The organism is Actinophytocola xinjiangensis (assembly GCF_001921215.1).
GTDB lineage: Bacteria > Actinomycetota > Actinomycetes > Mycobacteriales > Pseudonocardiaceae > Actinophytocola > Actinophytocola xinjiangensis.
The window spans coordinates 71,276-94,067 of record NZ_MSIF01000007.1; the positions used below are offsets into that span (position 1 = coordinate 71,276).

The following is a 22,792-nucleotide window of genomic DNA, read 5'->3' on the forward strand; positions in this document are numbered from 1 at the left end:
CACAGCACACTACGTGTGTGAGAAGACATGAGCTCGCGCGACAGAAGTGAGAACGAGCGCTTCCACGGCTTCGCGGACCGGTCGACCCGGCCGCTGACCCGTCTCGCCTACCTGCTCTGCGGTGACCAGCACCTTGCCAACGACCTCGTGCAGAACTGCCTGATCAGGCTGTACCAGGCGTGGCCGAAGGTGGCCGACAAGGACACCGCGGACGCGTACGCCAGGAAGGTGCTGCTGCGGTGTTGGCTGAACGAACGGCGCCGGCCGTGGCGCCGGGCGGAGGCGCGCGACGGTGAGGTCCCGGACAGACCGGCGCCGGAGACCGACATCGCCCGGGGGGTGCACCTCAAGGAGGTGTTCCGGGACGCGCTCGCCCAGTTGCCGCCCCGTCAGCGCGCCGCTGTGGTCCTGCGGTACTGGGCGCAGCATTCGGTGACCGAGACGGCCGCGATCCTGCGGTGCTCGGAGGGGAACGTGAAGAGCCAGTCCGCCCGCGGTCTCGCCGCGCTGCGGACCGCGCTGTCGACGATGAACGCCCTTGAGGAACTCCGCTCATGACCGAAGACGTCACCCGTGGCCTGTCCCTGCTGGCCGACGAGGCCGAGCCCGCTCCCATCGACTCGCACGCCGTGGTCGCCCTGGCCCGCGCCAGGACCGGACGCCGCCGGGCGGTGATCGCCAGCGCGTCGGTCACCCTGGCCACGGTCGCGGTGCTGGCGCTGACCGTCACCGCGCTGCGCTCACCCACGGTCGCCACCCCCGCCCCCACCACGACAGCCACCGAGACCGCCACCGAGACGGTCACCGTCACCGGCAGCCCGGCGCCCGACGCGGTCAACGGCACCCAGAGGGGCCCGGCCATCGGCACCGAGGTGCGGATGCCGGCGACGCCGGAGGAACGCGCCGCGCGCGCGACCCGGCTCCAGCAGGAGCTGCGCGCCGCGTTCGACCGGGTCCTGCCCGAGGGGTGGGAGTACAGCACGTTCAAGTTCGCCTGTGATCCCTACGGCTGCTGGGCGCGGGGCAGCATCGTCGACGACGCCGAGCCCGTGGACCTGATGGTGCACGTGTCCGGCGACTACAGCGTGTCCCAGTGCTACGGGGACACGTGCACCAAGAAGGTGATGCCGGACGGCACGCTCGTCGCGCTGGACACCGCGATGGCCGAGCCCCGCTCGCTCGGCGTGGACTCCGTTCGTCCGGACGGCACGTCGTTCAGCATCTACGCGACCTGGAAGAAGGACCGGGACGGCACGCTGACCGACGAGCAGTGGCGTGCGTTGGGCAGTGCGGTCACCTACTGAGGGCATACTGCGGGGCCATGGCCGATTTCTGGGTGGCGCTGGAGTACCGGGTGAGCCGGGAGCTGCCCGATCCCCTGTGGTGTGACGGTTTCCAGCCGGAGACCTACGACCTGGACGCCGAGCGGCCCCAGGTCCGTGGCCTGGCCTGGATCGGCATCGGCGGCGGCCGGCAGGAGCAGTGGGATTTCACCCTGCTCCTGCCGGACGGCTCACCCGACTGGCCGTCGCTGCTGCCCGACGACCGGGACACCGGCTGGCTGAGCCACGACGCGGCGAACCGCACCCTGGGAATCGACCGCCGATGACCAGCCGGGAGACGGTCCGTGCCCTGTTGACGGCCCAGCACCCGGACCTGGCGCACCTGGAACTGCGCGAGGTCGACGGCGGCTGGGACAACAAGCTGTGGCGGCTCGGGGACGAGCTGGGCGTGCGGGTCCCGGTGTCCGAGCGGGCGCCTGGCCTGCTGCGCGCCGAGCAGCGCTGGCTGCCGGAACTGGCCGCGCGGTTGCCGTTGCCCACGCCGGTCCCGGTGCGGGTGGGTGAGCCGTCGGCGCTGTTCGACCGGACGTGGACGGTCACCCGCTGGGTGCACGGCGAGCCGGCCGACCGGGTGCCGATCTCCACCGCCGACTCGGCCGAGGCGCTCGCCGGTTTCCTCACCGCCCTGCACCGCCCCGCTCCCCCGGACGCTCCCCGCAGCCCGACCCGGGGCGTCCCCCTGGCCGACCTGCGCGACGGCTTCACCGAGGCCCTGACGGTCCTGGACGACGACCGGATCGCCGGGGCGGCGCGCGAGGTCTGGGACAAGGCCGTGGCCGCCGCCCCCTGGTCCGGCGCCCCGGTGTGGCTCCACGGCGACCTGCACCCGGCGAACGTCGTCGTGCGGGCCGGGCGACTCGCGGGCGTCGTCGACTTCGGTGACCTGTCCGTGGGCGACCCGGCCACGGACCTGGCGGCGGCGTGGGTGCTGCTGCCCGAGGCGGGGCCGTTCCTGGACCGCTACACGTTCGCCGACGACGCGACGGTGGCTCGGTCCCGTGGCTGGGCCGTGCTGCGGGCCCTGATCCTGATCGCCATCGGCCGCGACGGCCGGCTGGGCCTGCCCGGCGGGAAGCCGACGTGGGAACCGGCGGGCCACGCGGCACTCAGCCGCGCCCTGGCCTGAGGTGGGCCCTGCCGGTCTCCGTGGGGTCGGCCCGCCGCAGGACGTGGGAGCGCCACTGGTCGGCGGTGCGGGCGATGAGGTCCACCGGGTCGCCGGGGTGCCAGGTGAGGTCGCCGGTGGTGACGACCAGGAGGTCCAGGTCGGAGTCGGGGCGGGCGGTTCCTCTGGCGAGCGAACCGGACAGCAGGACTCCGGCGACGGCGGGGTCGGCGCGGAGGTGGTCGAGGGTCTCGTCGAGGAGTTGTTGGTGGGTGGGGCTCAGCACGGGGTGCCGAACCAGCGGGTGAGCTGGGTGTCGAGGTCCCGCTGGTCGCCGCCGGCCCAGGCGATGTGCCCGTCGGGGCGGAGCAGGACCGTCGGCGCCTGGGGGTCGGTGACGTGGTCGACCCGGTCCGACCAGCCAGCGACGCGCAGGGTGGCGGTCGGGTCGAGCAGCAGGCCCCGGCCGTGGCGCAGCAGGTCGTAGAGGCGGCCGTCGCGTAGTTCGACGTCGGGTTGGCGCAGGCCCACGGGGGCGGGGACGTCACCGAAGTCGTACCGGACGTCCAGGGCGGTGATCATCCCGGTGAGGTGGCGGTTGACGTCGTTGATGTCCATCAGCTCGGTGATCAGGCGGCGCAGGGCCTGGGCACCCGGCTCGGGGGACATCAGTTCCCGCTGGGCGCGGGTGTTGTCCAGCACGGACGCGGCCACCGGGTGGCGTTCGGCGTGGTAGGTGTCGAGCAGCGTGTCCGGCGCCCAGCCCCGGACCAGCGCGGCCAGTTTCCAGCCGAGGTTGACGGCGTCCTGCACGCCCAGGTTGAGGCCCTGCCCGCCGATCGGCGGGTGGATGTGGGCGGCGTCGCCGGCCAGCAGGACCCGCCCCACCCGATAGTGCTCGGCGAGTCGGGTGGCGTCACCGAAGCGGGACAGCCAGCGCGGCGAGTGGGCGCCGAGGTCGGTCCCGGTGAAGGCCCGCAGCTGCCGCTGGAAGTCGGCGAGCGTGGGGGTCTCGTCGCTGACGCCTTCGGCGGGCACGACGACGCGGTAGGTGTCCTCGCCGAAGTGCTGGATGGTGACCCGCCGGTCCAGGCCGGTGGGCACGCCGGTCGGCGCGGTGGTGAGTGACAGCTCGCCCATGAGGGTGTCGTCGCGCGACGGTTCTCCGGGGAAGCCGATGCCGAACTCGCGGCGCACGACGCTGCGGGCGCCGTCGCAGCCGACGAGGTAGCTGGCGTGGAACCGTTCGCCGTTGTCGAGGTCGACGGTGACGCCGTCGTCGTCCTGGCGGGCGGCGGTCACCGCGTGGCCGTGGCGGACGTGGGCGCCGAGCGCGGTCGCGTGGTCCTCCAGCAGCCGCACGATCGTGGGTTGTTGGAGGCCCAGCAGGTACGGGTAGGGCGTGTCGAGCCCGTCGGGCACCGGCGCGGGGATGGCGGCGAAGAAACCGGCGGCGGGACGTTGCCGGCCGTGTTCCTGGAGGGCGCCGAGCAGCCCCCGCATGGCCATGATCTCGAGGCTGCGGATGTGCAGGCTCACGATCCGGACGAACGAGGGCGGTTCGGTGTGTTTCTCCAGCACGAGGACCCGCAGGTCGTGCAGGCGTAGTTCGGCGGCCAGCATCGCCCCGGTCGGGCCGCAGCCAGCGATGATCACGTCGTACCGCATGGGGCGTGTATGTACCCCGGGAACCCGGCCTCGTCCACCGGGTTTACGGCTCAGAGCAGCCGGGTCGCCTGGGACACGATCCCGCCGTAGCGCACCGACGTCACCCGCACGTGGGAGCCCGAGTACGGCGCCTCGACCATCTGGTCGTTGCCGATGTAGAGGGCGACGTGGTGGATGCGGCCGCCGCTGGACCAGAACAGCATGTCCCCCGGCCGTTTCTGGTTGAGCGGCACCTTGCGCCCGGCCTCGAACTGGTAGCCGCTGTAGTGCGGGAGCTGGACGCCGGCCGCCGCGAAGGCGTAGATCATCAGCCCGGAGCAGTCGAAGCCGATCTTGTTGTAGTCGCCGTGCGCGTCGGCGACGCCGCCGTCGTGGATGCCCTGGGTGGGCCCGTTGGCGTTGCCGCCGCCCCACGCGTAGGGCACGCCCTGTTGGGACAGCGCCCGGTCGATGACGGTCTTCACCGTGCTGGCCGCCGGGGCGGCCGTGACGGCGACGCTGTTGACGGTGTCCACGGTGGGCGCGGCCATCGCCTGGGCGGCGCTGGCGGCGTCCTCGCGTTCCTTGGCGGCCAGCCAGTCCTGGTAGCGCTGGCGTTGGCTCTCCAGCCCGCCGACCTGGGCCCTGGCCTGGGTCAGCTCCTGTTCGGCGCGGGTCATGTCCTGGCGCAGCCGCGCGGACTCCGCCTGCTGGGCGCGCTGCGCCTGCTGGGCGGCGGCCATGGCCGCGTCGGCGGCGTTCTTGGCCTCGGTGGCCTGGCGCTGTTTCTCGGCGGCGACGGCCAGGGCGGCGCGGGCCTGGGAGTCCTTGTTGGCCTTGGCGGTCCTGGCGATCTCGATGTCGTCGAGGCTGTCCAGGCCGCTGTCGGCGACGGCGTTGAGCAACGCGGCCCGGTCCAGGACGTCACGCGGTGACCTCGCGCCGAGGTAGGCGGACAGCGAGCCGACGGTGCTGCCCTGCCGGTAGCTGCTGGCGGCGAACTCGTCGAGCCGGGTGCGCGCGTGCTCCACGTCGGCCGACGCGGCCCGGGCGGCGTGTTCGGCGGTGTCGGCGTCGGCCCTGGCCTGGGTCGCCGCCTCGGTGGCGGTGGCCAGGTCGACCAGCGCCTTGTTGGCGTCCTCCAGTTTCGTCTCGACGTCGGCGCGCGAGGCCATCAGCCGGGACTCGGCGCGTGCGACCTCGCTGGTCAGCTGCCCGACCCGGGTGGCGCGGGCGTCGGCCGTGGCCCTGCCCCCGTCGATCTCGGCGTCGCTCGGGTTCGGTGGTGCCGGTGGTACGGCGACCGCGTTACCCGCGCCGTTCCCCGCGCCCAGCACTCCGACCAGCACGACCGTGACGGCTCTGACCGTCCACCGCCTGATGCCCACTCCCGACCGACCTCCCACGCTCGGCGCGGCCCCTGGTGCCGCTATGGCCTCTTTCGTACCAAACGCACCAACGGAAACATGTCCACCGCGAACAACATTCACCCCGGCGAGAACACGCCCTTTACGGAACGTGACCGCGTCTGTCGGGGGGTCGCCCTCTACCGAAAAGATCGGATTAGTGATAATCGGCCGGAACCGACACCCCACTGGGTGACGTCTCAAGCAGCGGCGAGGCACAGCCAGCCGTGGAGGAAGACATCGCCGGCCAGGTAAGGGACTTGACCGGAGACGCAGGAGGGGAACCGTGACCTATCCAGGTTCAGGCGGCGCATGGCAGCCGAACGATCCGAACCAGCCGGGCAGTGGGCAGTTCCCCGCGCAGCCTGGGTACCCCCAACAGGGTTACCCCCAGCAGGGTGAATACCAGCAGCCCGGTTACCAGCAACCGGCCGGTTACCCAGCGCAGCCGGGCCAGCAGCCGACGATGGGGTACGCGCAGCCCGCGTGGGGCCAGCCCGGAGTACCGGGCCAGCCGCCCAAGAAGCGTGGCAAGGGCCCGATCATCGGCGTGATCTCGGCCGTTCTGGTCATCGCGGTCGCCGCCGGGGTGACGGTCTTCATGCTCAACCGGGGCGGCGGCAGCACCGAGGCCGGCGAGGCCAGCCCGACCGAGGCGGCATCCAACCTGGTCAACACCCTCAGCCAGGGTGACGTGGCGGGAGTGCTGGGGAGCCTCACGCCGGCGGAGTCCGCGCTGCTGGTCGACTTCAACGCCAAGTCCACCGAGCGGCTCAAGGAGCTCGGCGTCTACAAGCAGGACGCCGACCCGAACAAGCTGCACGGCGCGGCCGTCGAGGCCAAGGACCTCAAGTACGACGAGAAGGGCGCGGAGAAGGTCAACGACCACCTCACGATCACCAAGCTGATCGGCGGCACGGTCTCGCTGAGCGCGGACGTCAACGAGCTGCCCTTCACCGAGGAGTTCATGCAGGCCGCGTTCCCCAACGGCGTGGGCGGCGAGACCAAGGCCTCCGAGCAGGTCGACATCGCCCAGGTCGTGCGGGAGACCGGTGAGCCGATCCGCATCGCCACGATCAACGTCGACGGCGAGTGGTACCCGAGCCTGTTCTACACCGCCGCCGACTACGGCCTGCTCGCCGCGAACACCGAGTGGCCGGCCGAGCCGATCGCCAACAACGGTGGCGCGGACCCCGAGGACGCGGTCAAGCAGCTGGTGGCCGCGTCGATGGCCGCGGACCTGGAGCGCGTGATCGAGCTGCTGCCGCCGGACGAGATGGGCGCGCTGCACGACGCCGGCCCGGCGCTGCTGGAGGCCATGGGTTCGCCCCCGGCGCCGGCCGAGGGCGTGGAGATCACCACCCTGGAGACCGAGGTCACCGACGCGGAGAGCGGCGGCAAGAAGGTTCTGCTGTCCAAGCTGGAGTTGGCGATCGAGGGCCAGACCATGACGATCCGCCGCGACGGCGACTGCTACGTGATGGAGGCCCAGGGCCAGCAGCAGCCGCTGTGCGCCGCGGACGCCGCGCAGGAGATGGGCGAGGGCATGCCGCCGGAAGGGAAGCAGGCCGCCACGAACCTGGTGTCCGGTCTGATGAGCAACACCGGTGTCGTGGTGACCGAGGTCGACGGCAAGTGGTACGTCAGCCCGCTGCGCACGTACACCGAGCTGGGTCTGTCGGCGATCAGCGACCTCACGTCCGAGGACGTGTTCGCGCTGGTGGCGATGGCCGACTGACGGACGCTTCACCTGGTGGCCCGGTCTCCGTTCGCGGAGGCCGGGCCATCGGCTTTTCTCAGCCCTCCAGGAACTCCAGGCGGTTGCCGACCGGGTCGGCGGTGTGGAAGCGGCGGCGGCCGGGGATCTCGGCGGGGTCCGCCCAGCGGACCTCGTGGCCCGCGCGTTCGACGGCGGCGGCGGTCGCGTCCACATCGACCACGAAAGCGGGGTGTGCCTTGCGCGCCGGCTGGAAACCCTCCTCGATGCCGACATGCAGTTCCGCGTCCGGGCCGCCGCGACCGGGGACGGCGAACCAGCAGCCGCCCCTGGCGGCCAGCAGCGGGGGTTTGGGCAGCTCAGCCCAGCCAAGTACGCCGCTGTAGAACTCCCGTAGCCGGTCCTCGCTGCCAGCCGGCGCGGCGATCTGGACGTGGTGCAACATGAGGGCGACCTCCCTTGGCGGCGAATACAGGACAAGCGTACTGTTTAGGCCGAGAGATCGTTCCCGGACCGCACACCACCTGGCAGATGGAGTTGCACGTGACCGCACCAGCAAGCAAGGACACCTTCGGCGCCCGTCAGTCGCTGTCCGTCGGCGACGCCTCGCACGAGGTGTTCCGGCTCGACGCGGTCAGCGGTGCGCAGCGTCTTCCGTACAGCCTGAAGATCCTGTTGGAGAACCTGCTGCGCACCGAGGACGGCACGAACATCACCGCCGACCACGTGCGCGCGCTGGCCGGCTGGGACCCGGACGCCGAGCCGTCCACGGAGATCCAGTTCACCCCGGGCCGCGTGGTCATGCAGGACTTCACCGGCGTGCCGTGCGTGGTCGACCTGGCCACGATGCGCGAGGCGGTGACCGCGCTGGGCGGCGACCCGGAGAAGGTCAACCCGCTGGCCCCGGCCGAGCTGGTCATCGACCACTCGGTGATCGCCGACATCTTCGGCCGCCCGGACGCCTTCGAACGCAACGTCGACCTGGAGTACGAGCGCAACAAGGAGCGCTACCAGTTCCTGCGGTGGGGTCAGTCGGCGTTCGACGAGTTCAAGGTGGTGCCGCCGGGCACCGGGATCGTGCACCAGGTCAACATCGAGCACCTGGCGCGGGTGGTCATGACCCGCAACGGCCAGGCGTATCCGGACACGCTGGTCGGCACCGACAGCCACACCACCATGGTCAACGGCCTTGGCGTGCTGGGTTGGGGCGTGGGTGGCATCGAGGCCGAGGCGGCGATGCTCGGCCAGCCGGTGTCGATGCTGATCCCGAGGGTCGTGGGTTTCAAGCTCGACGGCGAGCTGCCGGCGGGCGCGACGGCCACCGACCTGGTGCTGACGATCACCGAGATGCTGCGTGAGCACGGCGTGGTCGGCAAGTTCGTCGAGTTCTACGGCTCGGGCGTGTCGTCGGTGCCGCTGGCGAACCGGGCCACGATCGGCAACATGAGCCCCGAGTTCGGTTCGACCTGCGCGATCTTCCCGATCGACGGCCAGACGGTGGACTACCTGAAGTTCACCGGCCGCTCGGCCGAGCAGGTGGCGCTGGTGGAGGCGTACGCCAAGGAGCAGGGCCTGTGGCACGACCCGGCGGCCGAGCCGGCGTACTCGGAGCGGCTGTCGCTGGATCTGTCGACGGTGGTGCCCTCGATCGCCGGGCCGAAGCGCCCGCAGGACCGGATCGCGTTGTCCGACGCCAAGCAGGCGTTCCGGGGCGCGCTCGGTTCGTACACGAAGGACGTCGCGATGTCCTGTGTGGACGAGGCGTCGAAGGAGTCGTTCCCGGCGTCGGACTCCCCCGCGGTGTCCTCCGACATCGGCGGTGAGCCGACCGACTGGCACACCGCGGCCGAGGGCGCGCAGGGCCGCCCGAGCCGCCCGACCAGGACGACGGTCGACGGCGCGACGTTCGAGCTGGACCACGGGGCGGTGGCGATCGCGGCGATCACGTCGTGCACGAACACGTCGAACCCGTCGGTGATGATCGGCGCGGCGCTGCTGGCGAAGAAGGCCGTGGAGAAGGGCCTGGCGCGCAAGCCGTGGGTGAAGACGACGCTGGCGCCGGGGTCGAAGGTCGTCATGGACTACTACGAGCGCGCGGGCCTGATGCCGTACCTGGAGAAGCTGGGCTTCCACCTGGTCGGCTACGGCTGCACGACGTGCATCGGGAACTCGGGGCCGCTGCAGGAGGAGATCTCGGCGGCGGTGAACGAGTCGGACCTGGCGGTGGTGTCGGTGCTGTCGGGGAACCGGAACTTCGAGGGCCGGATCAACCCGGACATCAAGATGAACTACCTGGCGTCGCCGCCGCTGGTGGTGGCCTACGCGCTGGCCGGTTCGATGGACAAGGACATCACGACCGAGCCGCTGGGCAGGGACAAGGACGGCGAGCCGGTGTACCTGGCTGATATCTGGCCGTCGCCGGAGGAGGTGCAGGAGGTGGTGGCGTCGGCGATCTCGTCGGAGATGTTCACCGCCGGCTACGCCGACGTGTTCGCGGGCGACGAGCGCTGGCGGTCCCTGCCGACGCCGACGGGCAAGACGTTCGAGTGGGCGGCGGACTCGACGTACGTGCGCAAGCCCCCGTACTTCGACGGCATGGGCGAGAAGCCGTCGCCGGTGACCGACATCGAGGGCGCGCGGGTGCTGGCGCTGCTGGGTGACTCGGTGACCACCGACCACATCTCCCCCGCCGGGGCGATCAAGCAGGACTCGCCGGCCGGTCAGTACCTGACCGAGCACGGTGTGGCCCGCAAGGACTTCAACTCCTACGGTTCGCGCCGCGGCAACCACGAGGTGATGATCCGGGGCACGTTCGCCAACATCCGCCTGCGCAACCTGCTGCTCGACGACGTCCAGGGCGGCTTCACCCGCAACTTCCTCGCCGACGGCACCCAGACGACGATCTACGAGGCGTCCGTCGCCTACGCCGAGGCCGGGGTGCCGCTGGTGGTGCTGGCCGGCAAGGAGTACGGCTCGGGTTCGTCGCGTGACTGGGCGGCCAAGGGCACGTCGCTGCTGGGTGTACGCGCGGTGATCGCCGAGTCGTTCGAGCGGATCCACCGCTCGAACCTGATCGGCATGGGGGTGCTGCCCCTGCAGTTCCCCGCCGGTGACACGGCGTCGTCGCTGGGCCTGGACGGCACCGAGACGTTCGACTTCTCCGGCATCACCGCGCTGAACGAGGGCGGCACCCCCCGGACCGTCGCGGTGAAGGCGACGCGGACGGACGGGACGACGGTGGAGTTCGACGCGGTGGTACGGATCGACACACCCGGCGAGGCGGACTACTACCGGAATGGCGGGATCATGCAGTACGTGCTGCGCAAGATGATCCAGAGCTGATTCTTCTGGTTCGGCGGCCGCCGGGTCCTCTGTGGACCCGGCGGCCGTTCTGTTCTCGGGTGGCGCTCGTCGCCCTTTCGCTCACCGGCCCATCGGTGGCCAGCCCCCGGGGTCACGCCGCTGGTCCGTTCCGTCGGCTTCGCGGAGCACCCGGCTCTCCCCCACGCTCACGGTCTCCCATCGTGGCGCCCCGCCGTGTTCCTTCGCGGCGCCGCCATTTCCCGGCACGGCGCGCGGTTGTCCGCGGCTCGATGACGGTGCCTGGGTGCCTGCCCGCCGCTTCTTCCCCCGGGGGCCCCCCGATTTCCAGCCTAGTCGCGTGGGGGGAGGGTGTGGAGTGGTCGGCGGGCGCTGTGGACAACTCCGGCCGCGAGTGGTCGTGCTGCGGTGGTCATCGGTGGGGCTGTCGGGTTTCGGCGGCTTCTTCCTCTCGGCGGGTGCGTAGGAGCAGGGCGACCCAGGTTCGGTACGGGCGCCATCGTTCGGCTATGGCCTCCAGTTGCCGCACGGTCGGTTCGTGCAGGCCGTACGCGTGGATCATCTCCTCGTGGAGGAGGGGTTCGGCGGTGGGGAAGCCGTCCGGTTCGGCGGCGCCGCGCAGCAGGATCAGGTCGGCGGAGAACGGGCCTATGCCGGGGATGTCGCGCAGGGTCGACCTGGGGTCGGGGGCGGAGCGCAACGTGTCCGCGTCGAGGTGGCCGGCGAGGGCGGCTTGGGCTACCGCGTGCAGGCGGTCGCTTTTCAGTTCACTGACCAGTGGAACACGATCGGGTAGTGCGTCGGGGGCGGGGAAGGTGTGCAGGCCGACGGCGGGGACGAACGTGCCGAGGCGTTCGGCGAGGCGCCGCATCACCGCCGCCGCCTGGACCCTGCTGGTCCGCTGGCCGATGATCGCCCAGCAGGCCGCCTCGTACGGCGAGTGGAACGCCACCGGGCGCAGGCCCGGGTAGCGCGCCCGCAGTCTGGCGACCACCGGGTCCTGTGCCGCGACCTCGGCGAAGCCGGTGCCGTCGACGTCGAGGGACAGGATGCGCCGCGTGTGCCTCAGTGCCGCCTCGACCAGGTCCGCGCGGCCCGACCGGTCAGCGCCACCGGGGCGGTCGACCGGATCAGGCCGAACCGCCTGGTCGGGCCGGTCGGTGGGGGCGGACGAATCCGTGAGGACTCTGGCGCGCACCGGACCGTCCGGTTCGGACTGCCTGACCAGCACGCCGACCGGGCGCCACGACGGCGCGCACGGGAACGCCAGTCGCAGTTCGCCCGGTACGGCGGCGGCGTCGGGGCGGGCGGCGGGGGTGAAGCCTTCCAGGAAACGTGCGCTCGCCGTGAGGTCGAACGGTCCCCGGTAGGCCAGGTCGTGCCAGTCCATGGCCACGACTATGCCCGCCGGCACCGACAGGAACCGGCCGGCGGCTCAGTCGAGGACGGCCTGGGCGAGGGTGACGCCGAAGTTGCCGTCGGTCCACCAGCGCCTGGGGGTGAAGCCGGTGTCGGTGAGTTCGGTGGCGATGCGGTCTCGGGTGAACTTGGCCGACACCTCGGTCCGGAGCTGTTCGCCTTCGATGAAGGGGACGGTCAGGCCGATGACGGGCACGTGGACGGTCATCGGGCGGGTGGCGGCCAGGCGCATCTCGATCCATTCGGGGCCCGGGTCCCAGCGGGCGACGTGCTGGAACGCGTCGACGTCGAAGTCGGCGGCCAGTTCCCGGTTGAGGACGTGCAGGACGTTGCGGTTGAACTCCGCCGTCACCCCGGTGGGGTCGTCGTAGGCGCGCACCAGAACCTCCGGGTCCTTGACGAGGTCGGTGCCCAGGATCAGCCATTCGCCGGCGTCGAGGGTGTCGCGCAGGGCCGTGAGGAACTTGGCGCGTTCGGCGGGCACCAGGTTGCCGATGGTGCCACCCAGAAAGGCGACCAGGCGCGGGGCGGTGCCGGGGACCAGCGCCAGGTGTTGGGTGAAGTCGCCGACCACGGCGTGCACGCTGACCGGGTCGTAGGCGGCGGCCAGGGTGTCGGCGGCCTCGCGCAGGGCCGTTTCGGAGACGTCGAGGGTGACGATCTCGCGCAGGGTTCCGTTGTCGCGCAACGCGTCCAGCAGCAGTCGGGTTTTTTCCGACGAGCCGGAGCCGAGTTCGACGAGGGTGTTGGCGCTGGTCAGCTCGGCGATCTCGCCGGCGTGTTCGGCGAGGATCTCCCGTTCGGCCCTGGTCGGGTAGTACTCGGGCAGGCGGGTGATCCGCTCGAACAGCTCACTGCCGCGCGCGTCGTAGAACCATTTGGGAGGCAACGTCTTCGGTGTTGCTGTCAGTCCTGTTCGGACGTCGGACCGCAGGGCGCGGACCACGTCGTCCTGGGTCAGGTGGACGGTGAGGTCGACCTCACTCATAGGGCTCCGATCTCGGTGATGTCCAATGTGGACTTGGTGGCGACGATCAGGTGGTGGTCGGAAATTTCCTGCCAGGCCGGGGACTGGTCGTGGGGCTCGGACGCCACGACCACCCCGTCCGGGGTTGCGGCTACCCAGAGCGAATGAGTCCAGGTTGTTCCCACGATCGTGCGACCGTCGGTCAGCAGGAGGTTCAGGCGTGAGCCGGGGGCCGCCCTGGCGACCTCGGTGACGAGGGCGGCGACCGCCTCGGCGGGGTCGTCGCCCCGATCGAGGCGGTGGCGCAGCAGGGTCCAGAGCAGCGCGGCGTCGGTGGGCGCGTCCATGGTCAGCAGGGACTCGACCGGCAGTTCTCCGGCGAGCGCGGCCATCGACGACGGCCAGCCCCGGACGACCCCGTTGTGGCTGAACAGCCACGGGCCGCCGGTGAACGGGGCCGCCGCCGTCTCCACGACGGGCATGCCGACGGTCGCCGAACGGACGGCGGCGAGCACGGCCCCCGAGGTGATCTCGGCGGCCAGCCGGGGCAGCGCCGCGTCGGCCCACATGGGGACCGCGCGGCGCAGCACCGCCGGGTCGGGCGAGGACTCGGTGAACCAGCCGACACCGAAGCCGTCGGCGTTCACCGTGCCCCCGCCGCGCATGTCCCTCGGCGCCCACGACTGGGACAGCAGTGAGTGCTCAGGGGTCAGCAGCAACTCGGCCAGCGGAACGGGCGTGCCGAGGTACGCGAGATGGCGGCACATTCAGGCGCGCTCTCCCGGGTCGGCGTCGCGGGCACAGCGGAAACCGGCGAAAATCTGTCTCCTGATCGGGTGGTCCCAGTTACGGAACGTGGACCGGGAGGCCGCCGGGTCGGTGCCGAACGAGCCGCCGCGCAGCATCTTGTAGTCGCCGCCGAAGAACACCTCCGAGTACTCGCGGTACGGGAAAGCCTCGAAACCGGGGTAACCGGTGAAACCGGTGTCGAGCCATTCCCACACGTCGCCGATGAGCTGGTGCACCCCCGACGGCGACACCCCCGCCGGGTAGGCGCCGACCGGGGCCGGCGAGAGGTGCCGCTGCCCGAGGTTGGCGTGCTCGGGCCCGGGATCCTCGTCGCCCCAGGGGAAACGACGCGAACGTCCGGTCGCCGGGTCGTAGCGGGCGGCCTTCTCCCACTCCGGTTCGGTCGGCAGCCGGCGGCCGGCCCAGGTGGCGTAGGCCAGCGCCTCGTGGAAGCAGACGTGCACGACCGGTTCGTCCGGCGGGATGGGCTCGATGACCCCGAACCGGTCACGCAGCCAGCCGGCGCCGTCGCGCAGCCAGAAGCGGGGCGCGGTCAGGTTCGCCTTCTGGCGGTAGGCCCAGCCGGTGTCCGACCACCAGCGCGGGTCGTCGTAGCCGCCGCCGTCGACGAACGCCGCGTAGGCGGCGTTGGTGACCGGGGTGGTGTCGAGGTGGAAGGCGTCGACGTGCACCTCGTGGGCGGGGCGTTCGTTGTCCAGCGCCCACGGGTCCAGCGAGGTGCCCATGGTGAACGACCCGGCGGGGACGAACACCTCGGCGGCGGCCGGCGCGAGGCCCGGCGGCGGGGGCTCGGCGGTGAGCACCGGCGGGCCGGACCGCAGTTGGTGGGTGGCGAGCATGGTCTCGTCGTGCTGCTGCTCGTGCTGGACGATCATGCCGAACGCGAAGCCGTCGGCCTCCAGGCGCCGGCCTTCCAGGGGGCTGCGGTCGAGCACGTCGAGGACCTTGTCGCGGACCTCCCGGACGTAGTGGCGCGCCTCGGTGGGGTCGAGCAGCGGCAGCGCTGGGCGGTCGGCGCGGGGGTGCTGGAAGGCGTCGTAGAGGTTGTCGATGTCGCAGCGGACGGGCTCACGGCCGCCGACGTCACGAACCAGCCACAGTTCCTCCTGGTTGCCGATGTGCGCGAGATCCCAGACCAGCGGCGACATCAACCGCGAGTGCTGGCGGACGAGGTCGTCGTCGTCGACCGCGTCGGTGAGGGCGACGCTGCGGGCCCGCGCGTCGGCAAGCCTGGTGGCGACGCGGGTGCGGAGAGCTTCGGTCCCTTCGGTCGTGGTCATGGCGTGCTCCTCGGGGTGGGGACGACCGGCGGCCCTCATGACGCCGCCTTGTCGAGGAGGCGGTCGAGGTCGGTCAGGATCGTGTTGGTGAGGGGGTGGCCCAGGCCCATGGCGGGCAGGGCCCGCGCGCCCACGTCGATGACGGTGCCGGCGGCCTTGGCCACGGCGCGGTCGGCGAGCCCGTCCCGAGCCGCCGGGATCCAGCGGTCGCCCACCGGCAGGCAGGCGTCCAGGACGGCGTCGGTCGTTGCCGGCGTGGACAGGAGCGCGGTCAGGAGCGCTACCGGTGTGCGCCAGGTGTCACCCGGCTGGGTGTCGATGTACCGGACCTCTAAGTACCCGTGTGGGCGAACAGGCGGGAACATGGTTGACAGGTGGTAGTCGAGGTCATCGGTCGTGGGTGGTTCGGGTCTCGCGCCGGCCAACCAGTCGGCGAAGGTCATGCCGGCCGGGGTCGTCCAGCGTTCGACACCGTCGCGCACGCACAGGACCGGGGTGTCGATCACGCGGGTCGCCCACGCCCCGACCGGGTCGTCGACGATCGACGACGGGGTGCTGCGGGGCGGGTCCGTCGCCAGGACCGACCGCATCCGGGACGACGCCCAGCCGTCGCCCGGCGAGTTGGCGAAGGCCGCCACCAGCACCGGGCCCAGGGCCGTCACCGCCGACCATCTGGCGGCGGACGCGTCGGGTTCGCCGACGTCCAGGCACACCTGGAGGGCGGCGGTGGCGCACATCATCGTCAGACCGTGCGGGCCGATGGGCCGGAACGCGCGTTCCATCGCGCTGTAGCGAGGGGTGTCGAGCAGGCGTCGCGGCTGTCGGTGCCGGTCGGTCGCCCGGTCGCTGAGGATGAGGCCGGCGGAGGCGAGCAGTTCGCTGAGGAAGGCCAGGTCCGCCTCGACGGCGTCGAACACCTGGCGTAGCGAGGGCTGCGGAAGGGTGGAGATCTCGACCTGGCCGCCGGGTTCGAGAGTCAACGGCGAACCGGCCGGTAGTGGGATTTCCGGACTGTCGTTGTCGAGGGTGCGCGGGGTGTGGGGGCCCAGCGCGTCGGTGAGTCGTCGGGCTTCCAAGGGGCGTCGGGGGTCGTCGGCATGGTGGACGATCCATTCGAGCTCGGCGCCCATCAGCGTGGGCGGGCCGTGCTTGAAGCAGACCGAGGCGACGTAGGCCTCGGCCTCCACGCGGTCGCGCAACCGGCGGCGAGCCGACTCCACGATCCGCGCGTTTCCGTGTCTACTGGACAAAGCGGTCACGTCTGCGCCTCCCATCGACATCCAAATCGACGGTACCCGCGCGCACCGACAAACACGTGACGACGAGACGACGCCCAGGAATGCCCACAAAACGTACGTACGGATTGCATGATTACCGGCCGGCTGACACGATCACCTGATGCCACGGGTCAGCCAGGACCACCTCGACGCGCGCCGCCAGCAGATCCTCAGCGGTGCGCGGGTGTGCTTCGCGCGCTACGGCTACGAAGGCGCCACCGTCCGACGGCTGGAGGAGGCTACCGGCCTCTCCCGTGGCGCGATCTTCCACCACTTTCGTGACAAGGAGTCACTTTTCCTCGCCCTGGCCGAGGACGACGCCCACCGAATGGCTGACGTCGTCGCCCGCGAGGGTCTCGTGCAGGTGATGCGCGACCTGCTGGCGACCAAGGACGGCGCCGACTGGCTGGGCAGCCGCCTGGAACTGTCGCGGCGGCTGCGGACCGATCCGGAGTTCCGGGCGCGCTGGGCCGAACGCTCCGAACGCCTCACCGAGGCGACCCGCCAGCGTCTCCTGCGCCAGCGCGAGGCCGGCAACCTCCGCGACGACATCGACGTCGGCGTGCTCACGTCGTACCTGGAGCTGGTGTTGGAGGGGCTGGTGTCGCACCTGGCCATGGGCCTGCCGGCCGACGACCTCGAACCGGTGCTCGACCTGGTCGAGTCCTCGGTCCGCCGCGCCACCGCCACCGCCTGACCCCGGCGCGGCGGGCGGGTGTCGCCGGTGGGGCGCATTCTGTAGGCATGGATCTTCTCGACGCGCACGGGCGGGCCATGGACGTCTTCGACCGGGCCGTGCACAAGGTGGGCGCCGGGGACTGGCACTCCCCCACGCCGTGCCGGGACTGGGACGTCCGGACGTTGGTCAACCATCTCGTCGGGGAGCAGTTGTGGGTGCCTGACCTGCTGTCGGGGCGCACGGTCGAGGAGGTGGGCGACGCCTACGACGGGGACGTCCTCGGGGACGATCCGGTCGGCGCCTGGACGTCGGCGGCGCAGGCGGCGCGGGCCGCGTGGTTGGAGCCGCACACGTTGGACCGGGACGTGCATCTCAGCTTCGGTGACAGTGAGGGCGAGGACTACTGCTGGCAGATGACCGTCGACCTCGCGGTGCACGGGTGGGATCTGGCGACGGCGCTGGGGATGGACGCTGGCCTGGGGGACGATCTGGTGTCGACCCTTCTCGGTTATGTCGGGCCGAGGGCGAAGGCGTGGCAGGGCAGTGGGCTGTTCGGCGATCCGGTGCCGGTGCCGGCCGACGCCGATCCGCAGACGCGGCTGCTCGCGATGCTCGGCCGGCGCCCCCGCTAGGTGGATCTACACTGCTGACGGCCCTGATCTGCGAGGAGTGTTCCGTCCGCGATGACCGACGTGTTGTTGGAGGTCCTCGGCGTTCTGGCCGTCGTGGCGTTGACGTTCGGGACGGCGGTGTTCGTCGCGGCGGAGTTCTCGCTGACGGCGTTGGAGCGCAGCCAGGTCACCGCGAATGTCGAGAAGGTCGGGGACGCGCGTTCCCGGCAGGTGGCGCACGCGCACCGGACGCTGTCGTTCCAGCTGTCGGGGGCGCAGGTCGGGATCACGATCACGACGCTCACGCTCGGTTACATCGCGGAGCCGATCATCGCGGGGTGGATCTCGCCGGCGTTGCGGGGGTTGTCGGTGCCGGAGTCGGCGGTGCGGCCGGTGTCGCTGGCGGTGGCGCTGCTGCTGGCGAACGTGATCTCGATGTTGTTCGGCGAGCTGGTGCCCAAGAACCTGGCGATCGCCCGGCCGCTGCCGACGGCGCGGATGGTCGCCGGGTTCCAGGTGCGGTTCTCGGCGGTGCTGCGGTGGTTCATCGCGCTGCTCAACGCGTGGGCGAACTGGCTGGTGCGGCGGCTGGGGGTGGAGCCGGCCGACGAGTTGGCCTCGGCGCGGTCGCCGCAGGAGCTGGGGTCGCTGGTGCGCAGCAGCGCCGAGCACGGCACGCTCGACCCGGGCACGGCGACGTTGCTGGACCGGTCGTTGCGCTTCGGTGAGCGAACGGCAGACGAGCTGATGACTCCGCGTGTGCAGGTCGAGTCGCTGCCGACGGACGCGACGGTCGCCGAGTTGGTCGAGTTGTCGCGGCGTACCGGGTTCTCGCGGTTTCCCGTGCACGACGGTGACCTGGACGATGTTCGTGGGGTTGTGCACGTGAAGCAGGCGTTCAGTGTGCCGGTGGCGCGGCGGGCTGGCACGCGGATGAGCGGGTTGATGCGGCCGGTGCAGACCGTGCCGGACAGTCTGGACGGCGACACGCTGCTGGAACGCCTGCGCGGCGCCGGTTTGCAGCTGGCGATGGTGGTCGACGAGTACGGCGGCACCGCCGGGATGGTGACGTTGGAGGACCTGGTCGAGGAGATCGTCGGCGACGTGCGCGACGAGCATGACCGGGGTGAGGTCAGCCCGGTGCGCCCGCTAGGCCGCGACAGTTGGATGGTCTCCGGTCTGCTGCGCGACGACGAGGTCGCCGAGGCCACCGGCTTCCACATGCCCGACGGCGACTACGAAACCCTCGCCGGCCTGGTCCTGGCCCGCCTGGGCCGCATCCCCGAGGTGAACGACGAGGTCCGCGTGGACGGGTGGCGGATCACGGTGATGCGCATGGACCGGCACCGGGTCGCCGAGTTGCGGGTCGCCCGCCTTCCCGAGGCGGTGGCGGAGTGACCGGTGGGATCGCCCTGGTGGTGGCCGTGGTGTTGCTGGCGGCCAACGCGTTCTTCGTCGGCGCCGAGTTCGCGCTGGTGAGTGCCCGGCGGGACCGGTTGGAGGCGTTGGCGGACTCGGGGGTCGAGCGGGCCAGGAAGGTCATGTCGGCCGCCGAGCACACCTCGCTGATGATGGCCGGCGCCCAGTTGGGGATCACGTTGTGCACCATCGGGCTCGGGGCGTTGGGCGAACCGGCCGTCGCGCACTACCTGGAACTGGCGTTGGGGCCGATCGGGTTGCCGGCGGCTGTTCTGCACACGGTCGCTTTCGCGGTGGCGTTGGTGATTGTTTCGGTGTTGCACATCGTGGTGGGCGAGATGGTCACGAAGAACATCGCCATCGCGGCGCCGGAGCGGACGGCGGTCATTCTGACGCCGGTGCTCGTCGGGTGGGTCACCGTTGTCCGGCCGGTCATCTCGTTGCTCAACGCCCTGTCCAACGGGGTGTTGCGGCTGTTCAAGGTCGAGCCGAAGGACGAGATCGAGAGTGCGCACACCTCCGAGGAGCTTGCGACGATGGTGGCCGACTCCCGGCGTGAGGGGCTGCTCGACCAGGCCGAACACCGGCGGCTGACGCAGACGCTGCATTCCGCCGAACGGACCGTCGGCGATGTTCTCGTTCCGCTCGGGCGGGTGGAGACGGTTCCGTATCCGCCGACTGTGGGCGATATCGAGGACGCTGTCGTGCGCACCGGGTTCTCGCGGTTCCCTGTGCGGATGCCCGACGGGCGGCTCAACGGCTATCTCCACGTCAAGGACGTTCTCGATCAGGCGGACGCGGCGCCGGAGACGCCGGTGCCGGCGCATCGGGTGCGTGGTTTGCCGGAGATTCCCGCTGATTCCCGCCTTGACGAGGCACTCGCGGCCCTGCGGCGCACCCGGAGTCATGTCGCCAAGGCCGTCTCGCCGGATCGGACCGTGCTGGGGGTCGTGGCGCTCGAGGATCTGGTCGAGGAGTACGTCGGGACCGTTCTGGACGCGACCCACCGGGATCCGTCGACATGAGGTGGCAGGACCGGCGGGCGGCGCACGAGTTACGGGTGCGGAAGTGGATCGAGCCGATGCGGGAACGGCGTTCGGTCGGCGCCAAGCACCCGGTGTTGGACTTCCTGTTCAGTTACTACTCGCATCGGCCGTCGAAGTTGTCGCGGTGGCATCCGGGGCCGGGGGTCGTGCTGGACGGGGTGGAGGGCCGGGAGTACCTGCGGTGGGCGGGCTACCGGGAGGTTCCGGGTGGGGTCGCGCTGGGGCCGCTGCCCGAGAACCGGGTGAAGACCGTCCGTTTCGTGCACGAGTTGTTGACCGCGACCGCCGCACGCGCTCCCCGGTTCGGATGTTTTGGGTTACACGAATGGGCGATGGTCTACCAGGCCGACGCGATTCGTCACGAAGGGTGGCCGTTACGCCTGGGGGCCGCCGAGACCGACCGGATCGTCGAGTCGCTTCCGGTGCGGTGCACGCACTTCGATGCTTTCCGGTTCTTCACCCCCGAGGCCCGGCCGTTCAACGCCATCCCGCTGACCAGGGCGGACCAGGTCGATCACGAGCAGCCGGGCTGTCTGCACGCGGGGATGGATCTCTATCGGTGGGCCTACAAGCTCGATCCGTTCACGCCCTCCGATCTCGTCGCCGACTGTTTCGCGCTGGCGCACGACATTCGGGTGTTGGACATGTGTGCCAGTCCCTACGACCTGAGTGAACTCGGGTACGAGGCGGTGCGGATCGAGACCGCCGCGGGCCGCGCCGAGTACGCCCGCCGCCAGGCGGCGTTCACCGAGCGGGCCGCCCCACTACGTCAGGCGTTGATCGTTCTGTGTGAGGAGATCCAGCGGACGTGATCATCCGGGGCGGTTCTCCCGCTCCGGGGTCAGGCGCTGCCGGGTCAGGCGGGTCACCAGCTCCGACGGTCCCGCCGGACTCACGGTGAGCTGGTCCTGGGTGGCCGACACGGTGACGTAGCGGCCGTCGCGGGTGTCGGCGTAGCGGACGGGTTCGCTGACCAGGTACCGGCCGAGCCGGTCGCGGGCGGCCGCGTACAGCTCGCCCCCGCCGGTTCGGGGCAGGGCGACGAGGTGCCGGACCCGCCGCACGTCCGGGGCGAGCGCGCCGACGCGGACGGTGGTGCGGGGCGCCGGGGTTCGCGGGACGGTGATCGGCTGTCCCGGCCCGGCCGGCACGTCCGGCAGCTGGCCGACCAGTGTTCTGGCGAGGGCGGTGCGGCCGATGTGGTTGAGCCACACCGCGTCGCCGTCGCGGACGGCCAGGATGCCGTGGCGGCCGAGGCCGGCGGTCAGGACTCCGGCGGTGGCCTCACCCCGGGAGATCCAGCCGAAGAACTCGGACGTGGCGCGGCAGAGCATCACCAGCGTGGCGGTGACCTCCGCGTCGAGCGTCCCTTTCCGGTCGTACCAGCCGAGGGCGGCGATCTCGTCCCGGGTTCGTTCGTCCAGCGCCTGTTCCTCGGCCCTCGGGCGCCAGACGGCGGTGGAGGCCAGCACCGGGTGCGGTTCGCCGATCCGTTCGGCGGCCAGCAGCCAGGCCAGGGTCGCCACCGAGAGCCGGGCCGGCTCCGGTAACACCATCGGGTCACTCCCCCGCGTACGGTTCGTCGCTGCCGATCACCGGGGGTGCGGTGAACTCGTCGGTGCCGAACACGGAGTCGGGGTCGGGCTCCCGCAGGTAGGTCGGTGACTGGTGCTCGATGTCGTCGTCGGAGCGTCGGGTACCGGCCGGCGGCGCGCCGCCGACGGGTCCGGCGCCGGCTCGGGGACCGCCGGTCGCTGCCTGGCCCGGCCGGGCCACGGTCTCACCGCCGGGCGGACGCCCGCCGGGAACTCCGCGCCCCGGGCCGAACTCGACGGCACCCGGCCTGCCGACCGGACCACGGTCCCCCGACCCGAGAACGCCCGTACCGCCACCGGATCCGGTCACGGGAGCACCCGGACCGCGTTCCCCCGGACCCGAACCGGGGGTCGGGACACCGCGTTCACTGACGCCGGCGGGAGCCGTGACACCACCAGGTGTCGACACCGACGGCAGGAACGGCGGGGTGAACGGCGCTGCCTGCTGCGGGACCGTCTGTGGAGGTGAGGCCTGCTGTGGTGGCGGCTGCGGAGATGGCGCCACCGGCGGCGCGCTGGAAGCTGACGCTGGCTCGGGTCTGGTCCACTCGGCCACTCCGGTGCCCCCGCCGCCCGGTCCGGTCACCGAGTCCGACGCGGAACCTGACGCGAAGCCACCTCCCGGGCCGGCGGGACCGAGGTCGACGTCGGCTTGGTCCACGGTGAAGGTGCCGTAGGTACCGGGCATGTTGGTGCTGTTGTAGGAGGCGGCGCTGGCGTAACCGCGCATCACGTCGACGTTGTGCTGGTTGGTCTGGTTGTAGTCGATCACCTTGTCGCGGTGGGTCGTCATCGTGCCGGGACCGCTCAGCGCGCCCCACGGGTCCAACTGCGGCTCGGGCGGCACGGGCACCACCGCGTTGCGCGCGTCCACGAACGATGCCACCTGTCGTGCGTTGAGGTCCTGCGCGGTCAGCAGGAGCGGCATGGCCACGTCGTGCTCCGCCGCGAGTGTCTCCGCCGCCCCCACGGCGGCCCGCGACGCCCTTCCCTGCCAGGCCGCTTCCGTTCTGGCGGCCAATCTTCTGATGGCGGTGCTTTCCTGCTCGTACTCGCCCGCCACGACTCGCACCCTCTCCGCACTGGTCGCGAGCCCTTCGGGGCCGACGCCGCCGACGAAGCTGTCGTAGATCATCTGACCGGTCATGAA

Annotated in this window: 22 protein-coding genes; 11 read left to right on the forward strand and 11 right to left on the reverse strand. The window is 71.3% G+C overall.

Going from position 1 to position 22,792, the window contains the following annotated elements:
- Window positions 1–27 precede the first annotated feature (27 nt).
- From BLA60_RS16535 to BLA60_RS16550, 4 genes are read left to right on the forward strand one after another with little or no spacing between them, the layout of a single operon-like run.
- On the forward strand, window positions 28–558 hold the full coding sequence (locus BLA60_RS16535) for a SigE family RNA polymerase sigma factor (protein ID WP_075133787.1): 531 nt from the start codon (window positions 28–30) through the stop codon (window positions 556–558).
- Window positions 555–1,304 carry a hypothetical protein gene (locus BLA60_RS16540; RefSeq protein WP_075133788.1) on the forward strand — a complete coding sequence of 250 codons (750 nt, stop codon included), beginning with the start codon at window positions 555–557 and terminating at the stop codon, window positions 1,302–1,304. The genes BLA60_RS16535 and BLA60_RS16540 overlap by 4 nt, the downstream gene beginning before the upstream one ends.
- 17 nt (window positions 1,305–1,321) lie before the next feature.
- Window positions 1,322–1,609, forward strand: coding sequence for a hypothetical protein (locus tag BLA60_RS16545; RefSeq protein WP_075133789.1), 288 nt, complete (start codon window positions 1,322–1,324; stop codon window positions 1,607–1,609).
- Window positions 1,606–2,469 carry an aminoglycoside phosphotransferase family protein gene (locus BLA60_RS16550; protein ID WP_075133790.1) on the forward strand — a complete coding sequence of 288 codons (864 nt, stop codon included), beginning with the start codon at window positions 1,606–1,608 and terminating at the stop codon, window positions 2,467–2,469. The genes BLA60_RS16545 and BLA60_RS16550 overlap by 4 nt, the downstream gene beginning before the upstream one ends.
- Here BLA60_RS16550 and BLA60_RS16555 read toward each other — a convergent pair.
- The 3 genes from BLA60_RS16555 to BLA60_RS16565 are packed head-to-tail and all read right to left on the reverse strand — an operon-like array spanning window position 2,450 to window position 5,483.
- Window positions 2,450–2,734: a nucleotidyltransferase domain-containing protein gene (locus BLA60_RS16555; RefSeq protein ID WP_075133791.1), complete on the reverse strand. Its 285-nt coding sequence runs from the start codon at window positions 2,732–2,734 to the stop codon at window positions 2,450–2,452. The two genes, BLA60_RS16550 and BLA60_RS16555, sit on opposite strands and share 20 nt — an antisense overlap.
- Entirely contained in the window at window positions 2,728–4,116 is a 1,389-nt protein-coding gene (locus tag BLA60_RS16560; protein ID WP_075133792.1) for an FAD-dependent monooxygenase, read from the reverse strand. Before BLA60_RS16560 ends, BLA60_RS16555 begins: the two co-directional genes overlap by 7 nt.
- Window positions 4,117–4,166: 50 nt before the next feature.
- Window positions 4,167–5,483 carry an NlpC/P60 family protein gene (locus BLA60_RS16565; RefSeq protein ID WP_084735002.1) on the reverse strand — a complete coding sequence of 439 codons (1,317 nt, stop codon included), beginning with the start codon at window positions 5,481–5,483 and terminating at the stop codon, window positions 4,167–4,169.
- Between the two features lie 484 nt (window positions 5,484–5,967).
- Between BLA60_RS16565 and BLA60_RS16570 the strand changes: the two genes are divergently transcribed.
- Complete coding sequence (locus BLA60_RS16570) at window positions 5,968–7,239, forward strand: flagellar basal body protein FliL (RefSeq protein ID WP_154814398.1); 1,272 nt, start codon at window positions 5,968–5,970, stop codon at window positions 7,237–7,239.
- Window positions 7,240–7,297: 58 nt separating this feature from the next.
- Here the strand turns inward: BLA60_RS16570 and BLA60_RS16575 are convergent, their stop codons facing one another.
- Window positions 7,298–7,663 (reverse strand): VOC family protein, encoded by a 366-nt coding sequence (locus BLA60_RS16575; RefSeq protein WP_075133794.1) that lies wholly within the window; start codon window positions 7,661–7,663, stop codon window positions 7,298–7,300.
- Between the two features lie 98 nt (window positions 7,664–7,761).
- Here BLA60_RS16575 and BLA60_RS16580 point away from each other — a divergent pair, with 98 nt between their 5' ends.
- Complete coding sequence (locus BLA60_RS16580; RefSeq protein WP_075134003.1) at window positions 7,762–10,560, forward strand: aconitate hydratase; 2,799 nt, start codon at window positions 7,762–7,764, stop codon at window positions 10,558–10,560.
- 391 nt (window positions 10,561–10,951) lie between these two features.
- Here BLA60_RS16580 and BLA60_RS16585 read toward each other — a convergent pair whose 3' ends face one another.
- The 5 genes from BLA60_RS16585 to BLA60_RS16605 are packed head-to-tail and all read right to left on the reverse strand — an operon-like array spanning window position 10,952 to window position 16,274.
- Window positions 10,952–11,929 carry a DNA-3-methyladenine glycosylase family protein gene (locus BLA60_RS16585; RefSeq protein ID WP_075133795.1) on the reverse strand — a complete coding sequence of 326 codons (978 nt, stop codon included), beginning with the start codon at window positions 11,927–11,929 and terminating at the stop codon, window positions 10,952–10,954.
- Window positions 11,930–11,974: 45 nt separating this feature from the next.
- Window positions 11,975–12,946 carry an L-histidine N(alpha)-methyltransferase gene (gene egtD / locus BLA60_RS16590; RefSeq protein WP_075133796.1) on the reverse strand — a complete coding sequence of 324 codons (972 nt, stop codon included), beginning with the start codon at window positions 12,944–12,946 and terminating at the stop codon, window positions 11,975–11,977.
- Window positions 12,943–13,692, reverse strand: a complete 750-nt coding sequence (egtC, locus tag BLA60_RS16595; RefSeq protein ID WP_075133797.1) for an ergothioneine biosynthesis protein EgtC — start codon at window positions 13,690–13,692, stop codon at window positions 12,943–12,945. Before egtC ends, egtD begins: the two co-directional genes overlap by 4 nt.
- Window positions 13,693–15,015 carry an ergothioneine biosynthesis protein EgtB gene (egtB, locus tag BLA60_RS16600; RefSeq protein ID WP_075133798.1) on the reverse strand — a complete coding sequence of 441 codons (1,323 nt, stop codon included), beginning with the start codon at window positions 15,013–15,015 and terminating at the stop codon, window positions 13,693–13,695.
- Between the two features lie 35 nt (window positions 15,016–15,050).
- On the reverse strand, window positions 15,051–16,274 hold the full coding sequence (locus tag BLA60_RS16605) for a glutamate-cysteine ligase family protein (RefSeq protein WP_245812017.1): 1,224 nt from the start codon (window positions 16,272–16,274) through the stop codon (window positions 15,051–15,053).
- Window positions 16,275–16,413: 139 nt separating this feature from the next.
- Here BLA60_RS16605 and BLA60_RS16610 point away from each other — a divergent pair, with 139 nt between their 5' ends.
- The 5 genes from BLA60_RS16610 to BLA60_RS16630 are packed head-to-tail and all read left to right on the forward strand — an operon-like array spanning window position 16,414 to window position 20,859.
- Window positions 16,414–16,989: a TetR/AcrR family transcriptional regulator gene (locus tag BLA60_RS16610; protein ID WP_075133800.1), complete on the forward strand. Its 576-nt coding sequence runs from the start codon at window positions 16,414–16,416 to the stop codon at window positions 16,987–16,989.
- Window positions 16,990–17,036: 47 nt separating this feature from the next.
- The gene (locus BLA60_RS16615; protein ID WP_075133801.1) at window positions 17,037–17,603 is read left to right on the forward strand and encodes a TIGR03086 family metal-binding protein; all 567 of its coding nucleotides are present in this window, start codon (window positions 17,037–17,039) and stop codon (window positions 17,601–17,603) included.
- A 51-nt stretch (window positions 17,604–17,654) separates the two neighbouring features.
- Entirely contained in the window at window positions 17,655–18,980 is a 1,326-nt protein-coding gene (locus tag BLA60_RS16620) for a hemolysin family protein (RefSeq protein ID WP_075133802.1), read from the forward strand.
- Window positions 18,977–20,026 carry a hemolysin family protein gene (locus BLA60_RS16625; protein ID WP_075133803.1) on the forward strand — a complete coding sequence of 350 codons (1,050 nt, stop codon included), beginning with the start codon at window positions 18,977–18,979 and terminating at the stop codon, window positions 20,024–20,026. The genes BLA60_RS16620 and BLA60_RS16625 overlap by 4 nt, the downstream gene beginning before the upstream one ends.
- Window positions 20,023–20,859, forward strand: coding sequence for a 3-methyladenine DNA glycosylase (locus tag BLA60_RS16630; protein WP_075133804.1), 837 nt, complete (start codon window positions 20,023–20,025; stop codon window positions 20,857–20,859). Before BLA60_RS16625 ends, BLA60_RS16630 begins: the two co-directional genes overlap by 4 nt.
- On the opposite strand, the gene BLA60_RS16635 is transcribed toward BLA60_RS16630, so the two are convergent.
- Window positions 20,860–21,603, reverse strand: a complete 744-nt coding sequence (locus BLA60_RS16635; RefSeq protein WP_075133805.1) for an ESX secretion-associated protein EspG — start codon at window positions 21,601–21,603, stop codon at window positions 20,860–20,862.
- A 4-nt stretch (window positions 21,604–21,607) separates the two neighbouring features.
- On the reverse strand, window positions 21,608–22,789 hold the full coding sequence (locus BLA60_RS16640) for a hypothetical protein (RefSeq protein ID WP_154814399.1): 1,182 nt from the start codon (window positions 22,787–22,789) through the stop codon (window positions 21,608–21,610).
- Between the last annotated feature and the right edge of the window lie 3 nt (window positions 22,790–22,792).

Coding starts and splice junctions, on each gene's coding strand:
- BLA60_RS16535 (WP_075133787.1), top strand. CDS start 28: ATGAGCTCGCGCGACAGAAGTGAGAACGAGCGCTTCCACGGCTTCGCG.
- BLA60_RS16540 (WP_075133788.1), top strand. CDS start 555: ATGACCGAAGACGTCACCCGTGGCCTGTCCCTGCTGGCCGACGAGGCC.
- BLA60_RS16545 (WP_075133789.1), top strand. CDS start 1,322: ATGGCCGATTTCTGGGTGGCGCTGGAGTACCGGGTGAGCCGGGAGCTG.
- BLA60_RS16550 (WP_075133790.1), top strand. CDS start 1,606: ATGACCAGCCGGGAGACGGTCCGTGCCCTGTTGACGGCCCAGCACCCG.
- BLA60_RS16560 (WP_075133792.1), bottom strand. CDS start 4,116: ATGCGGTACGACGTGATCATCGCTGGCTGCGGCCCGACCGGGGCGATG.
- BLA60_RS16570 (WP_154814398.1), top strand. CDS start 5,968: ATGGGGTACGCGCAGCCCGCGTGGGGCCAGCCCGGAGTACCGGGCCAG.
- BLA60_RS16575 (WP_075133794.1), bottom strand. CDS start 7,663: ATGTTGCACCACGTCCAGATCGCCGCGCCGGCTGGCAGCGAGGACCGG.
- BLA60_RS16585 (WP_075133795.1), bottom strand. CDS start 11,929: ATGGACTGGCACGACCTGGCCTACCGGGGACCGTTCGACCTCACGGCG.
- egtD (WP_075133796.1), bottom strand. CDS start 12,946: ATGAGTGAGGTCGACCTCACCGTCCACCTGACCCAGGACGACGTGGTC.
- egtC (WP_075133797.1), bottom strand. CDS start 13,692: ATGTGCCGCCATCTCGCGTACCTCGGCACGCCCGTTCCGCTGGCCGAG.
- egtB (WP_075133798.1), bottom strand. CDS start 15,015: ATGACCACGACCGAAGGGACCGAAGCTCTCCGCACCCGCGTCGCCACC.
- BLA60_RS16610 (WP_075133800.1), top strand. CDS start 16,414: ATGCCACGGGTCAGCCAGGACCACCTCGACGCGCGCCGCCAGCAGATC.
- BLA60_RS16615 (WP_075133801.1), top strand. CDS start 17,037: ATGGATCTTCTCGACGCGCACGGGCGGGCCATGGACGTCTTCGACCGG.
- BLA60_RS16620 (WP_075133802.1), top strand. CDS start 17,655: ATGACCGACGTGTTGTTGGAGGTCCTCGGCGTTCTGGCCGTCGTGGCG.
- BLA60_RS16630 (WP_075133804.1), top strand. CDS start 20,023: ATGAGGTGGCAGGACCGGCGGGCGGCGCACGAGTTACGGGTGCGGAAG.
- BLA60_RS16635 (WP_075133805.1), bottom strand. CDS start 21,603: ATGGTGTTACCGGAGCCGGCCCGGCTCTCGGTGGCGACCCTGGCCTGG.
- BLA60_RS16640 (WP_154814399.1), bottom strand. CDS start 22,789: ATGACCGGTCAGATGATCTACGACAGCTTCGTCGGCGGCGTCGGCCCC.